General features: G+C 52.4%; 10 protein-coding genes. 4 read left to right on the top strand and 6 right to left on the bottom strand.

Annotated features, from left to right (window positions below; genetic code table 11):
- Nucleotides 1–15 precede the first annotated feature (15 nt).
- The 3 genes from ACS5NO_RS10060 to ACS5NO_RS10050 all read left to right on the top strand — a co-directional run bounded on the left by ACS5NO_RS10060 (nt 16) and on the right by ACS5NO_RS10050 (nt 4975).
- A complete protein-coding gene (locus tag ACS5NO_RS10060; protein ID WP_439415018.1) occupies nt 16–1644 on the top strand; it encodes an alpha/beta hydrolase-fold protein in 1629 nt (542 codons plus the stop codon).
- An 18-nt stretch (nt 1645–1662) separates the two neighbouring features.
- Nucleotides 1663–3576, top strand: a complete 1914-nt coding sequence (locus ACS5NO_RS10055) for a CocE/NonD family hydrolase (protein ID WP_439415017.1) — start codon at nt 1663–1665, stop codon at nt 3574–3576.
- Between the two features lie 349 nt (nt 3577–3925).
- Entirely contained in the window at nt 3926–4975 is a 1050-nt protein-coding gene (locus ACS5NO_RS10050; protein ID WP_439415016.1) for a sialidase family protein, read from the top strand.
- 33 nt (nt 4976–5008) lie between these two features.
- Here ACS5NO_RS10050 and ACS5NO_RS10045 read toward each other — a convergent pair whose 3' ends face one another.
- Complete coding sequence (locus ACS5NO_RS10045; RefSeq protein WP_439415015.1) at nt 5009–5494, bottom strand: hypothetical protein; 486 nt, start codon at nt 5492–5494, stop codon at nt 5009–5011.
- A gap of 12 nt (nt 5495–5506) precedes the next feature.
- Nucleotides 5507–5959 carry a hypothetical protein gene (locus ACS5NO_RS10040; protein WP_439415014.1) on the bottom strand — a complete coding sequence of 151 codons (453 nt, stop codon included), beginning with the start codon at nt 5957–5959 and terminating at the stop codon, nt 5507–5509.
- 449 nt (nt 5960–6408) lie between these two features.
- On the opposite strand from ACS5NO_RS10040, the gene ileS reads away from it, so the two are divergent.
- Nucleotides 6409–9831, top strand: a complete 3423-nt coding sequence (gene ileS, locus ACS5NO_RS10035; protein WP_439415013.1) for an isoleucine--tRNA ligase — start codon at nt 6409–6411, stop codon at nt 9829–9831.
- 127 nt (nt 9832–9958) lie between these two features.
- Here ileS and ACS5NO_RS10030 read toward each other — a convergent pair whose 3' ends face one another.
- The 4 genes from ACS5NO_RS10030 to argS form a co-directional block, all read right to left on the bottom strand.
- Nucleotides 9959–10651 carry an aspartate/glutamate racemase family protein gene (locus ACS5NO_RS10030; protein WP_150876350.1) on the bottom strand — a complete coding sequence of 231 codons (693 nt, stop codon included), beginning with the start codon at nt 10649–10651 and terminating at the stop codon, nt 9959–9961.
- Nucleotides 10652–10673: 22 nt separating this feature from the next.
- Nucleotides 10674–11567: a 1,4-dihydroxy-2-naphthoate polyprenyltransferase gene (locus ACS5NO_RS10025; protein ID WP_439415012.1), complete on the bottom strand. Its 894-nt coding sequence runs from the start codon at nt 11565–11567 to the stop codon at nt 10674–10676.
- Nucleotides 11568–11658: 91 nt separating this feature from the next.
- Entirely contained in the window at nt 11659–12276 is a 618-nt protein-coding gene (locus tag ACS5NO_RS10020; RefSeq protein ID WP_439415011.1) for a glutathione peroxidase, read from the bottom strand.
- 16 nt (nt 12277–12292) lie between these two features.
- Complete coding sequence (gene argS, locus ACS5NO_RS10015; RefSeq protein WP_439415010.1) at nt 12293–14071, bottom strand: arginine--tRNA ligase; 1779 nt, start codon at nt 14069–14071, stop codon at nt 12293–12295.
- Between the last annotated feature and the right edge of the window lie 110 nt (nt 14072–14181).

Genomic DNA, 14181 nt, shown 5'->3' with positions numbered 1-14181 from the left:
CCTACCCTTCGCTCTATGAAACATTTCCACAGTAAGATCGCCCGACGATTGCTGATCGTCCTGGCTGTTCTGACCTCGTTCACCGGTTTTGCCCAGACGAAGCTCAAGTTTGAGCTTTCGTATCCGGCCGCCATCAGCGCAACTCCGCTCACAGGTCGGATGTTCCTGATCATTTCCCGCAAAGACAGCACCGAACCGCGCCAGCAGGTGGGTCGGTACGGGACGCAATTCTGGGGTGCCGATTTCGAAAAACTGGCTGCGGGAAAAGCCGTCACCATCGACGGTTCCACGCTGGGCTATCCCATCAACGCGCTGAAAGATGTTCCGAAAGGCGAGTATTTTGTGCAGGCGGTTTTGAACAAATACACCGAATTCAAGCGGTCGGACGGCCACACGGTCTGGATGCACATGGATCAGTGGGAAGGCCAGCAATGGACGCGGTCGCCGGGCAATGTCTACAGTGCCGTTCAGAAAATCACGATCGACCCGGCCAAAAGTGAGACCGTCAAGCTAGAGGTGACGAAGGTGATTCCGCCCATTTCGGTGCCTGCGGATACCAAATGGGTAAAACACATCAAAATCCAGAGCGCCAAACTAACGAAATTCTGGGGCCATCCGATTTTTATCGGCGCGACCATTCTGCTGCCGAAAGGCTACGACGAAGAACCCACCCGGCTTTATCCGACGGTATATCAGCAAGGCCACTTTTCGACCGCGCCCCCGTTCCGGTTTGCCGAAAACCCGAACAACGAGTTTTACAAAGACTGGACAGCGGACAGTGCCCCCCGGTTTATCGCCATCACGCTGCAACATCCGTCGCCGTATTTTGATGATTCGTACGCCGTCAATTCGGCCAACAATGGCCCGTTTGGCGACGCCATTCATGAAGAATTGATCCCGGAAATTGAAACGAAATTTCGTTGCATCCGCGAAGGCTACGCCCGTTTACTCACGGGTGGTTCGACCGGCGGTTGGGAATCATTCGCACTCCAGGTCTGGTATCCGGAATTTTACGGCGGCACCTGGTCGTTTGCCCCCGATCCGCTCGATTTCTGGAACGTCGAAGGCATCGATATTTACAAGGATAAAAATGCGTTTTACAAAGAATACGAATGGTATAAAGTGCCCACGACGAACACGCGCATTCCGGCCACGGGCGAACCCCGCCTGACGTCGGAACAACGCAACATGATGGAGTTAGTCAATGGCACGAAAGGCCGGTCGGGCGGTCAGCTCGACGTCTGGAGTTCGGTGTTCGGGCCGGTCGGTGCCGATGGCTATTTCAAACCGCTGTTCGACAAAAAAACCGGGGTGATCGATCCCAGCGTGGCCGCTTACTGGAAAGAACATTACGATTTGCGGCAGTATCTGGAGAAAAACTGGGCAACTGTTGGGCCGAAGCTGGTGGGCAAGCTGAACATCATCGTTGGGCGGATGGACGATTTCTTCCTTAACTTTGGGGTGTATAAAGTCGACGAGTTTTTGAGCAAAACCACCAATCCGGCTTACGGCGGTTCGGTGACCTACGGCGATCGCGGTGGTCATAGCTGGCGGCCCTACTCCAACGGCGAGTTGCTCAAAATCATGGATGCGCACATCAAAAAGATGGCTCCGGCCAAGGGTGCAGCGACAAAAGCCAATTAGTCTAACCAACGCAATCGCATGAAAATCAGTCTGAAAATACCGTCGATTTGTCAGCTTCTGCTACTGGTGGTGGTCGTTGCTCTAAGTAATCCACTGCTGGCGCAAGTGCCGGGGGTCAACAAGGCGGATTCGCTGTACATCCGGGAAAACTACATCAAGACGGAAGTGATGGTGCCGATGCGCGACGGGGTGAAACTGTTCACATCGATTTATACGCCGAAAAACACCTCGCAGAAATACCCGATCATGTTCGATCGCACGCCCTACAGCGTGGCGCCCTACGGAGCAGACGCGTATAAAACGTCGCTGGGGCCTTCGATGGCATTCGCCAAAGACGGTTATATCTTTGTTTATCAGGACGTTCGGGGCCGCTGGATGTCAGAAGGCAACTTTGTAGCGGTTCGGCCGCACATTCCCGACAAAAAGAAGAAAACCGATGTGGACGAAAGCTCGGACACCTACGATGCCATCGACTGGCTGATCAAAAACATTCCGAACAACAACGGAAAAGTGGGGACCTGGGGCATTTCCGCACCCGGTTTTTACACCACCATGACCGCCATCGACGCCCACCCGGCGCTGAAAGCCGTTTCGCCCCAGGCGCCGGTAACGGACTGGTATATGGGCGATGACCGGCACCACAACGGCGCGTTTTTTCTGATGGGCACCTTCGCGTTTCTTTCATCATACGGCCAGCCCCGCCCGGTTCCGACCACGAAAGGGGGGCCGCGTTTCAACGGCTATTACACCCCGGACTCGTATAAATTTTACATGAACGTCGGGCCGCTGTCGAAGGTCAACGAGAAGTATTTCAAAGGCGAAAATGCGCTCTGGCAGGAGATGATGGTACACGATGCCTATGACGAATACTGGCAAAGCCGGGCGGTGGTTCCGCACCTGAAAAACATCAAACCGGCCATCATGACCGTGGGCGGGTGGTTCGACCAGGAAGATTTGTACGGCCCGTTGAAGGTATATGCCGGTATTGAAAGCAAAAATCCGAAGACGACTAACAAGTTGGTGATGGGGCCGTGGATTCACGGCGGCTGGGCGCGCAGCACCGGCGAATCACTGGGAAATATTCGTTTTGGGGCCAAAACGTCGCTGTATTACCGGGAAAAAATCGAGTTGCCGTTTTTCAATCACTACCTGAAAGACGGCCCTGACCCGCAACTGCCGGATGCGTCGATCTTCCTGACGGGTTCCAACGAGTGGAAGCAATACAGCCAGTGGCCCCCCAAAGAGTCGGAGGAACGCAGCATCTATTTACACGCCAACGGCAAGCTGTCGTTCGAACCACCGAAGGAAACCGAAGCGGTTTTTGACGAATACGTAAACGATCCCAAGAAACCGGTTCCGTATACGAACAACATCCAGATTATCCGGGGGGCCGATTTCATGTACGAAGACCAGCGGTTTGCGGCTGCCCGCCCCGATGTGATGGTGTATGAGTCGGAAGCGTTGACGGAAGACCTGACGATTACCGGGAATGTGATGGCGAATCTGTTCGTGACCTCGACGGGAACGGATGCGGATTTTGTGGTTAAACTGATCGATGTCTATCCTGACACGACGACGGCCACCAGCCCGATTCCAACGACCAAAATGGCCGGTTTTCAGTTGATGGTTCGGGGCGAAGTGATGCGGGCCAAATTCCGCAACAGCTTCTCCAAACCGGAACCGCTGAAACCGGGTGAAGTGGCCGAAGTGAAATTCGACATGCAGGATGCGGCTCATACGTTCAAAAAAGGCCACAAAATGATGGTGCAGGTGCAGAGTTCGTGGTTCCCGCTGGTGGACCGCAATCCGGGCAAGTTCATGAACATCTACGACGCTACGGAAGCTGATTTCCACAAAACCACCCAACGGGTTTACTTTTCGAACAAGAACCCCTCGCACGTCAAAGTGCGGGTGCTGAACAAGGGTATTTGAGAGTTGTTGAATAAAAAACCGCCGGGTTGTAAGGGAGAATTCCTTTACAGCCCGGCGGTTTGGCTATGGTATAATCAATCGTAAAATAGGCTGTCTGCGGCAAAAATACCAGCCCACGGTTTTAACCGTGGGATTTCAAAAAACCGATCAAATCCATGGCAACCGTTTTAACGGTTTTGTTAGATTCTAAACCGTTAAAACGGTTTTTTCGACCGGAATTGAATCGCCGTGACCCCACGGTTTTAACCGTAGGCTAGTCCAAATCCCGCTAAAATTTGCAATTAATTTCCAATCGAAACCAATACCTTTGGATGAAATTCCTATCCTTAAAATTTAGTTGTATTCTTTCATGAAAACCCGATTGACCCTTCTTTTCCTCAGTCTTCTACCCGGTTTTTTAGCGGCCCAAACCACCGGCATCGTCAAATCCGAGTTCATTTACGAAACCGCCCCTTTCCCCTCCTGCCACGCGTCCACGCTGGCCGAAACCCCGGATGGCATCGTAGCCGCCTGGTTTGGTGGAACCGATGAACGGGACCCGGACGTCGGCATCTGGTTCAGCCGGAAAACCGGTGCGGGCTGGACGGCCCCCGTCGAACTGGCGAATGGCATTCAGGCTCAGGGGAAACGGCAACCCACCTGGAATCCCGTTCTGTTTCAAATGCCCAAAGGACCGTTGCTGCTGTTTTACAAAGTCGGCCCCAGCCCGTCGACCTGGTGGGGCATGCAGATGAGTTCGGCCGACGGTGGCAAGACCTGGTCGAAACCCACACGGCTCCCCGACGGAATCGTTGGACCGATCAAGAACAAACCGGTTTTGCTGGCCTCCGGCAAATTGCTGAGTCCGTCGAGCAGCGAAGACAACGGCTGGCGACTGCACATGGAAAGCAGCACCGATGGCGGAAAAACCTGGCAGAAAACCCCGGCGCTCAACGATGGCAAGCAATTCAGTGCCATTCAGCCCAGCATTCTGTTCCACCCCAACGGAAAATTGCAGTTGCTGTGCCGCAGTAAAAACGGCCGGGTGCTGGAAGCCTGGTCGGAAGATGGCGGTACGAAATGGACGGAGTTGAAAACCACCGAATTGCCCAACCCGAATTCCGGGACGGATGCGGTAACGCTCCAGGACGGCCGCCAACTGCTGGTGTATAACCACACGCCCAAAGGCCGCTCACCGCTCAATGTGGCCTTGTCGCCCGATGGCAAACGCTGGCAGGCTGCGGCCGTGCTCGAAAACGAGCCCGGTGGCGAGTTCTCCTATCCAGCCGTGATTCAATCCCGCGATGGTCTTGTTCACATCACCTACACGCACCATCGCAAGAAGATACGCTACGTGGTGCTGGACCCGGCCAAACTGACGCTGACCGATATCAAAGAAGGGCAATGGCCAAAACCGTAGGGATTGGCCCCGAAAGGTCGTTGAAAAACAGAATCAGCGCGTGACCTGCTGTTGCTGAATGGTGGTTTTAAGGCGCTCGATTTCCTGTTGCTGGCTGTCGGCTTTGAAGTAATAATACAGCCCGGCGATCAGAAAGATCTTGGATAAAACAAACACGATCACGAAAGCCAGTCGCCAGTATTTGTGGACGCGGATAAACGAGTCGCTTACCTCCACTTCCACGTAATCAGATTTAGCGGTTCGGGGTTCCGCGTCTTTTTTATTGTCCGTTTCGGGCTCCCGTTTTTTGATTTCCTGACCGGGAATGCGCGCCTGGATGAGTTCCCAGGTGCCGGGTGGCGGGGGGACCGAATTTTCGACACAATACGTTTCAATCACCACCTCAAGCTCGTTCAAAGCCGAAGACACTTCCGGATAAAGAACCTTCATCTGCTGGACTTCGTGTTGCTCCTCTTCGGACGCTAATCCCAACAGATAGGCCTCTAAAACTCCACTATCTATGTATTGACGAATTTCCAATTTCCTGCGTAATTACGATCGACGAAACACGTGAATAAAATCCCGAATGGCTTTTACTAATTCCGGTCTGGAAAGGCCAGACTGCTCGGAAATCGTTTCAAAGGAGTAGCCCTGACGAAAGGATAGGTCAAAAATATACTCCGGTGAATAACTGTTGTTTACCGAAAATGGTTCCGTGCGGTCAGTCTCCCGTTCTTTCGCCTTATCCTTCAACTCAAGCGCTTTGGCGCGTGCGATTCGGATGACCGCAATCGCCGGATTAACCGGTGAATTGGCGAAAGCGGGTAAGTGTTCGGCGGAAAAAACCTCCATCAGCGCCTTCTGGGCTAAGGTCGATTGCGGAAGAATCTGCAAGATAATCCCATAGGCCAATGCGCCAAACCGATCGTAGAGCGCTCGTTGATCAACCGGCCGGCGATGATGCCGAAAGGCACCATTTTCTGCTGATCGTTCCAGTTCATTCATGCCATACCCCATTAGTGAAACAAATTCGAATGATCTCCAGATCGGGTTAGACACGGTTGTCGTTAACCAGCTTCTGATGCAATGTAGTCTTTGTGTCTCGTTTCCAGCCCAATTCGCACAAAGTTAATGCCAAATTTAAGGTGAAAATGTAGAAAAATACATACCTATTTATACTGAAACCTTCGCTTTTTGCCCCGTTCCCCTAAAGGGGACTTTTAGCATCCGGATTATGCTGTGTCCAAGTCCCCTTTAGGAGATTTAGGGGCGATTTATAAGTGTAAAAGAATGATCAGACATAGGTAATACATACCCTTCTTTCAAAAATAAAGGAATCATTTTCTTTCTCTGCAACCGAAAAACCGTTTGGCCCCGTTCCTCTTCCCCGCACGGCCATGCGTTCCGCCCAATTTTCCGTATCTTTGCGGTCAATTCCAAATCCCAGTACGATCGTGAGTTACAAAGAATATAAGAACCTGAATTATGCGCAGGTTGGCGATGACATATTAGCATTCTGGAAAGCCAATCGCGTCTTTGAACAATCCGTCGACACACGCGAAGGCCAGCCTACGTTCACGTTTTACGAAGGGCCGCCCTCGGCGAACGGAAAACCGGGGATTCACCACGTGATGGCCCGGGCGATTAAAGATATTTTTTGCCGGTATAAAACCTTGCAGGGCTTTCAGGTCAAACGCAAAGGGGGTTGGGATACCCACGGGTTACCCATTGAACTACAGGTCGAAAAAGAGCTGGGCATTACGAAAGACCACATCGGCAAGCCCGAATCCGAAGGCGGTATCAGCATTGAGGACTACAACCAGAAATGCCGGGAAGCCGTGATGAAATTCACGGACTTGTGGAACGACCTGACCGAAAAAATGGGCTACTGGGTCGATCTCGAAAATCCCTATGTTACCTACCAAAGTGAATACATTGAATCCGTCTGGCAGTTACTGAAGCGACTGTACGACAAAGGATTACTGTATAAAGGCTATACCATTCAGCCGTATTCGCCGAAGGCTGGAACGGGTCTGTCGTCGCACGAACTGAACATGCCGGGTACGTACAAAGACGTGAAAGACACGACGATTGTGGCGATGTTCAAGACCAAACCGTCGGATCAAACCGTACGGGTCTTTGGAGACCTGCAAGGTTCGCAACCTTACATCCTGGCCTGGACGACCACGCCCTGGACGCTGCCGGGCAACTCCGCGCTGACCGTCGGAAAAGACATCGATTACGTTTTGATCAAAACGTTCAACCCATACACCTACGAACCGGTCAACGTGGTGCTGGCCAAAGCGCTGGTTGGTCGCTGGTTCAACGAGAAAGGACACGACGGCGATTTCGACGGCTTTGCGGTTTCGGACAAAAAACTGGTTCCGTGGACCATTGTGACCGAATTCAAAGGCTCGGAACTGGCCGGGATCGAATACGAACAACTCATGCCGTATGTTCAGCCCGAGAAGCCCGCATTCCGCGTCATCCTGGGTGATTTTGTGACGACCGAAGACGGTACGGGCGTGGTTCATACCTCACCGACGTTTGGGGCCGATGACTTTCGGGTTGCCCAGCAAAACGGCATTCCGTCCATCATGGTGAAGGATGAAAACGGCAAGGAAGTACCGATTGTTGATAAGCACGGGCAGTTTGTGCAGGAAATTGGGGAGTTTGCCGGGCGGTATGTGAAGGAGCAATATTACTCCGACGAAGAGCAGGAAGCCCCGGAATTCAAACCGACGGACGTGCTGATTGCCATCAAGTTAAAGACCGAAGGAAAGGCATTTCACGTCGAAAAATACGAACACCCGTACCCGCACTGCTGGCGGACCGACAAACCCATTCTGTATTACCCGCTCGATAGCTGGTTTATCAAAACGACGGCGGTAAAAGACAAGCTGGTGGCGCTGAACAAAACCATCAACTGGAATCCCGAAAGCACGGGAACCGGGCGGTTTGGCAACTGGCTCGAAAACCTGGTGGACTGGAACCTCAGCCGCAGCCGGTTTTGGGGGACACCGCTGCCGATCTGGCGCAATGAAACCGGCGACGAAATCTGCATCGGTTCGGTCGCTGAACTGAAAACCGGGGTGGAAAAAGCCGTTGCGTCGGGCCTGTTGTCGGACGATCAAAAGAGCAAAAACGAAGCCTATTTGCAAAAAATCGAATCCGGCGATTACGACCTTCACCGGCCTTTTGTCGATGAATTGTACCTGGTTTCCGAGTCCGGTAAAGTACTGCAACGCGAGTCGGATCTGATCGACGTCTGGTTCGATTCGGGCGCGATGCCCTACGCCCAGTGGCATTATCCGTTCGAGAACAAAGATATTTTCGATAAGGCGTATCCCGCCGACTTCATCTCCGAGGGGGTCGATCAAACGCGCGGCTGGTTCTTCACGCTCCACGCTATTTCCGGCATGCTTGGCACGCTGGATGAAAAAGCTGATTCGTCGGTAGCGTTTAAAAACGTGGTGTCGACCGGTTTGGTGCTGGACAAAAACGGCAACAAAATGTCGAAGCGGCTGGGCAACGCCGTCGATCCGTTCACGACGCTGGCGACCTACGGGGCCGATGCCACCCGCTGGTACATGATCACCAACGCCGAACCCTGGGATAACCTGAAATTCAACATCGACGGGATTGCCGAGGTACAGCGCAGGTTTTTCGGGACACTCTATAATACGTATTCGTTCTTCGCGCTGTATGCTAACCTTGACCAGTTCGATTTCGATGGCGTTCGGACTATTCCGGTTGATCAACGCCCGGAGTTGGATCGCTGGATTCTGTCGAAATTGCAGTCGCTGGTGCTGGAAGTAGAACAGCAATTCGAGAATTATAACCCGACCAAAGCGGGCCGGGCGGTGCAGGATTTTGTCAACGACCAGCTTTCAAACTGGTACGTACGGCTGTCGCGCCGACGCTTCTGGAATGCGCCCAAGACATCGAATGGGGAACTGAGCCTGGACACCCGCGCGGCTTACGAAACGCTACACGAATGTCTGACAACGGTTTCCAAACTAATGTCGCCGATTGCGCCCTTCTTCGCCGACTGGCTCTACCGCAACCTGACGAAAGAAACGGATTTGTCGGTTCACCTGACCAATTTCCCGAAAGCGGAACAGGCGTTGATCGACGGCGACCTGGAAACGTCCATGCAACTCGGGCAGGATATCTGCTCGCTGGTTCACTCGCTGCGGAAAGGGCATAAGATCAAGGTGCGCCAGCCGCTGACGAAGGTGCTGATTCCGGTTTTGAACGAAACGACCCGGCGGCAGATCGAGCACGTTTCGCCGATCATTCAGTCGGAAGTGAACGTGAAAGCTGTCGAATTCATCGATGATGCCTCCGGTATTCTGAAGAAAAAAATCAAGCCCAACTTCAAAACACTGGGGCCGAAATTCGGTCCGATGATGAAGGATGTGGCGACGACCATCAACACCATGACCGAAGACGACATCCGCAAACTGGAAGCCGCCGGAAGCATGCAACTGGCCATTGGCGAGATTACGATGGCGGATGTTGAAATCCGGACGGAGGATGTTCCGGGCTGGATCGTGGCGACACAAAGCGGTTTGACAGTTGCGCTGGACGTGACGGTTACGCCAGAATTGCGTCAGGAAGGCATCGCCCGCGACTTTATCAACCGCATCCAGAACCTGCGGAAAGACCAGAATTTTGATGTGACGGATAAAATTCGGATCGAACTGGAGAACAGCCCGACCGAGGTACTGACCAGTGCCATCGAAACCCACAAAGACTACATCTGTCAGGAAGTACAGGCGCTGTCGCTGGAGTTGGTCAACGACCTGAACGGCAATGCGACGGAGATTGAAATGGATGAGTTTCTGCTGCGCGTGAAAGTGGCAGTCGCTTAACGTAGGATACCCACGGATTCAGGTTCGTGGGTATTTTTTTATAAAAAGATGGTGAATCCTTCGGCACATTCCTCTCTACACATGATCCACCATCTATGTGTAGAAACATCAAAGAAATCGTATTGTTTTAAATAAGACTAAATTCGACTGCTGCCATCGCGTGAAGCGTCGTGGTATCGAACAGCGGCACGTCTGTATGCTCCGCCTGAACCAGGATGGGAATTTCAGTACAGCCTAAAATCACCCCTTCCGCACCCTGCCCGGCGAGTTTTTCGATGATCTCTACAAAGCGGATGCGGGTACTGTCGCTGAAGATGCCTTTGCTGAATTCGTGGTAAATCTTGTCGTGAACGTATTTCTGATCCTCTTCGTCGGGCAAAATGACGTCGATGCCAAAACGCTCTTTCAATCGCCCGCGAAAAAACGGACGTTCCATCGTGAACCGGGTTCCCAGTAAACCGACGGTCCGAAAACCGGCTTTCTGAATGGCTTCGGCGGTCACATCGGTAATGTGCAACAGCGGAACCAGCAAGCGTTCGGTTACGCCGTCAGCGACTTCGTGCTGGGTGTTGCAGGCAATGACCACAAAGTCGGCTCCGGCCCGAACCAGTCCCTGCGCCATGTCGTCAACAGCGGTTTCAATCGCCTTCCAGTCGTCGGCTTTTTGCCACTGGCTGAATTCTTCAAAATTGGCACTCGACAGCACGAGTTTCGCCGAATAATGACCGCCCAATCGTTTCCCAATCTCCTGATTGATCAGGCGATAGTAAACCGCCGAGCTTTCCCACGACATGCCGCCGATGATTCCGATGGTTTTCATTTTTCAAAATCGGTTACGGTGATTACCCTACCAACGCTACACCCCACAACACGACAAACAGCAAGGTCGACAAGGCCAGTTGCCCCAGACGCGGGTTCAACTCGCCCGGTTTCTGGTGATTGGCAACCGCCCGACCATTCAGCACAAACAGCGGAAAGGCCAGCAAATACAGCCAGCTAAATACATTGTGGCCAATGAGCAACGTGTAGATTACGGCACAAAGCATACCACCCAGCAGCAGCAGCCAATGGTAGCGAACGGCCCGTTGCCGCCCCAGCCGCACCGGAATAGAATATTTGCCGGTTTTGGCGTCAGTTTCAATATCGCGGATGTTGTTGATATTCAGAACGCCGGTCGCCAGTAAACCGACACTGGTGGCCGGTAACAGCAGAATGGGTTCGAAGGACAAGGTGTGCAGAAAGTAGGTTCCCAGAACGCCCACCCAACCGAAGAAAAGCAAAACGGCAATGTCGCCAAAACCGCTGTAGCCGTAGGGGCGTTTGCCATTGGTATAGGCAATGGCGGCTCCGATGCAGAGCAAACCCAAGCCCACAAAAATCCAGAAAACTTCCGTCGGCGCGTTCTTCAGCGACTCGACCAGCAGCCAGATGCCTGAAATCAACGCCAGCAAAGAAGTAGTGATAATCCCGCGCAACATGGATTCTTTGGTAATCAGGCCGGTTGCCACCGCCCGGCGGGGTCCTACGCGCTCGGCGGTATCCTTGCCCGAAACCGCATCGCCGTAGTCGTTGGCAAAATTGGAGAGGATTTGAAGGAAAATAGTGGTGAGCGACGCCAGAACGCAGATGGTCCAGCTAAACCGGCCGGCCGATGCCGCCAGAAAACTTCCCAGAATGATGCTGGCCAGCGCCAGCGGTAATGTACGCGGCCGGGCAGCCGCAAGCCAACTTTTCATAGTGATAAGTTAAGAGTTAAGAATTAAGAGTTAAGAGTTGGCTGACGCATACAAACTCTTAACTCTTAACTCATCACTCTTAATTTTTAACTCAAATACCAACAGCCGACTTGAATTCCGGATCGGTTGGTAATACTTTGGATGCGAAGAAGTGCGTCAGTTCGCCTTTTTCATTGATGACGTATTTGCAGAAGTTCCAGGTTGGCACCTTGTCATTCCAGCCGTTCATCGACTTGTCCGACAGCCATTTGTAAAGCGGAGACTGGTTTTCGCCCAACACTTCGGTTTTCTCGAACATCGGGAACGATACACCGTAATTCTTTTTGCAGAACTCGGCGATTTCGGAGTTGCTGCCGGGATCCTGGCTCTTGAAATTGTTGGATGGGAACCCTAAAACGACCACTTTGTCGCCGTGTTCTTTGTAGAACGCTTCCCATTTTTCAAACTGTGGCGTAAAACCGCACTTGGAGGCCGTGTTCAGGATCACCACCTTTTTGCCCCGGTATTGTTTCAGGGGGACGGTTTTGCCTTCGATGGAATTGACGGTAAAATCGTACAATGATTTGGTTGGAGCAACCGCGTTGGCCGGACGTACAGCGACTTCGCTCTTGTCACTCAGCAGGAAATTTAAAACAGTTTTTACAGACATAAAGCTGGATAAGGTTACAGCCAGAACACCAACAGATACTAGAAGAAGCAGCTTTTTCATTTGAGTTGGGAGAGGTTTACATTTTAGTAGGCACTTCAATTCCTAATAACTCCATTGTTTTACAGATAGTTTCGACAACCGCTTTCGATAACGCCACCCGAAATTTGAGTTTGTCGGCATCCGGTTCCGACAGGATCGATAACTCCCCGTAAAACTGGTTGTAGGCCTTGGCTAACTCGAAGGCATACTGCCCCAGGTACGAGGGAGCGTAGTCGGTTCCGGCTTCGGTAATCCGCTGATAAAACTGCGTCAACAAATAAACCAGTTGTTGCTCACTATCAGCCAGTTCGACCATTTTCAAGGAACCAGCAGGGTCGATTCCCAACTGGGCCGCTTTCCGTAAAACCGAGCAAATCCGGGCGTGGGTATATTGAATAAAGGGTCCGGTATGTCCCTGGAAATCAATCGACTCCTCCGGGTTAAACGTCATCCTTTTTTTCGGATCCACCTTCAATAAATAATATTTCAAAGCCCCCATTGCCAGCATGTGATACAGGTTGGTGGCTTCTTCGCTTTCAAAATCGTCGATTTTACCCAACTCCCGGGTGCGGTTCCGGGCGGTTTCGACCATCTCTTCGATCAGGTCATCGGCATCGACCACGGTGCCTTCCCGCGACTTCATCTTGCCACTCGGCAAGTCGACCATGCCGTAGGAAAGGTGGAACAGGCCGTCGGCATACGGGCGGCCCAACCGACGCAAAATCGCAAATAATACCGCAAAGTGGTAGTCCTGCTCATTACCCACTACCCAGATGCCACGCTGAACCGGATAATCCTGAAATTTCAGATCGGTGGTTCCTAAATCCTGCGTGATGTAGACCGAGGTACCATCCGACCGCAGCACCAGCTTCTGGTCGAGCCCTTCGTCGGCGAGGTCGATCCAGACCGATCCATCCGGTTTACGGTAGAAAACATTTTGCTGCAAACCGTCCTCAATAACGTCTTTGCCCAGCAGATAGGTCTCCGATTCGTAGTAGGTTTTATCGAAACTGACGCCAATTTCGTGGTAAGTTTCGGCAAAACCGGCGTAGACCCAGGCATTCATCTGCTTCCAGAGCGCGACGGTTTCGGGGTCACCCTGCTCCCACTTCCGCAGCATTTCCTGCACTTTCAGCAGCAGGGGCGTCTTTTTCTCGGCTTCTTCCCGCGGCATTCCCTCCTCAATCAGCTCTTCGATTTGCTGTTTGTGGGCTTTGTCGAACCAAACGTAGTATTTCCCGATCAGGTGATCGCCTTTCATGCCTGTCGATTCGGGTGTCTCGCCATTGCCAAACTCCTGATAGGCCAGCATCGACTTGCAGATGTGAATGCCCCGGTCGTTGACCAGACAGGCTTTCACGACTTCGTAGCCGTTGGCTTTCAGAATCCGGCTGACCGAATCACCCAGAAAGTTGTTGCGCAGGTGGCCGAGGTGCAGCGGTTTGTTGGTGTTGGGCGACGAAAACTCCACCATCACCGACTCGTTTCGCGACGGCAACTGCCCCCAGTCCGGATTCGCCAGCATCGCGCTCAACTCCTCGACCCAGACCGAATCGGCAATGGTGAGGTTCAGAAAGCCCTGAACAACATTGAATTGGCTGATGATCGTCGTATTTTCTTTCAGGTACGTTCCGATGGCCTGACCGATTTCCACCGGCGGTTTTCGGGTCGTTTTGGTCAGCGGGAAGGTGACGAAGGTATAGAGTCCTTCAAATTCTTTTTTGGTAGGTTGCAGAATAACGGTTTCAACGGGCACATTGAACAGCGAATTGATCGCTTCGGCAATGGCTAGTTTGAGTTGTGCTTGAATGTCCATTCGACCAGGTAAGATTCAAAGCACAAAACTACGCCAAAAATTAGTTTCCATCCGTGTTGAGGGAAAGGAACTGCATTAAAAACCGCTCATTCGTCCCGGTTCTTCCGCTT

Origin of the sequence: Larkinella fluvii, assembly GCF_051857545.1 — a bacterium.
Lineage (GTDB): Bacteria > Bacteroidota > Bacteroidia > Cytophagales > Spirosomataceae > Larkinella.
Note: the sequence above shows the minus strand (reverse complement) of the source record. Positions and strands in the feature narration are given on the sequence as shown.

Coding starts and splice junctions, on each gene's coding strand:
- ACS5NO_RS10030 (WP_150876350.1), bottom strand. CDS start 10,651: ATGAAAACCATCGGAATCATCGGCGGCATGTCGTGGGAAAGCTCGGCG.
- ACS5NO_RS10060 (WP_439415018.1), top strand. CDS start 16: ATGAAACATTTCCACAGTAAGATCGCCCGACGATTGCTGATCGTCCTG.
- ACS5NO_RS10025 (WP_439415012.1), bottom strand. CDS start 11,567: ATGAAAAGTTGGCTTGCGGCTGCCCGGCCGCGTACATTACCGCTGGCG.
- ACS5NO_RS10050 (WP_439415016.1), top strand. CDS start 3,926: ATGAAAACCCGATTGACCCTTCTTTTCCTCAGTCTTCTACCCGGTTTT.
- ACS5NO_RS10020 (WP_439415011.1), bottom strand. CDS start 12,276: ATGAAAAAGCTGCTTCTTCTAGTATCTGTTGGTGTTCTGGCTGTAACC.
- ACS5NO_RS10040 (WP_439415014.1), bottom strand. CDS start 5,959: ATGAATGAACTGGAACGATCAGCAGAAAATGGTGCCTTTCGGCATCAT.
- argS (WP_439415010.1), bottom strand. CDS start 14,071: ATGGACATTCAAGCACAACTCAAACTAGCCATTGCCGAAGCGATCAAT.
- ACS5NO_RS10055 (WP_439415017.1), top strand. CDS start 1,663: ATGAAAATCAGTCTGAAAATACCGTCGATTTGTCAGCTTCTGCTACTG.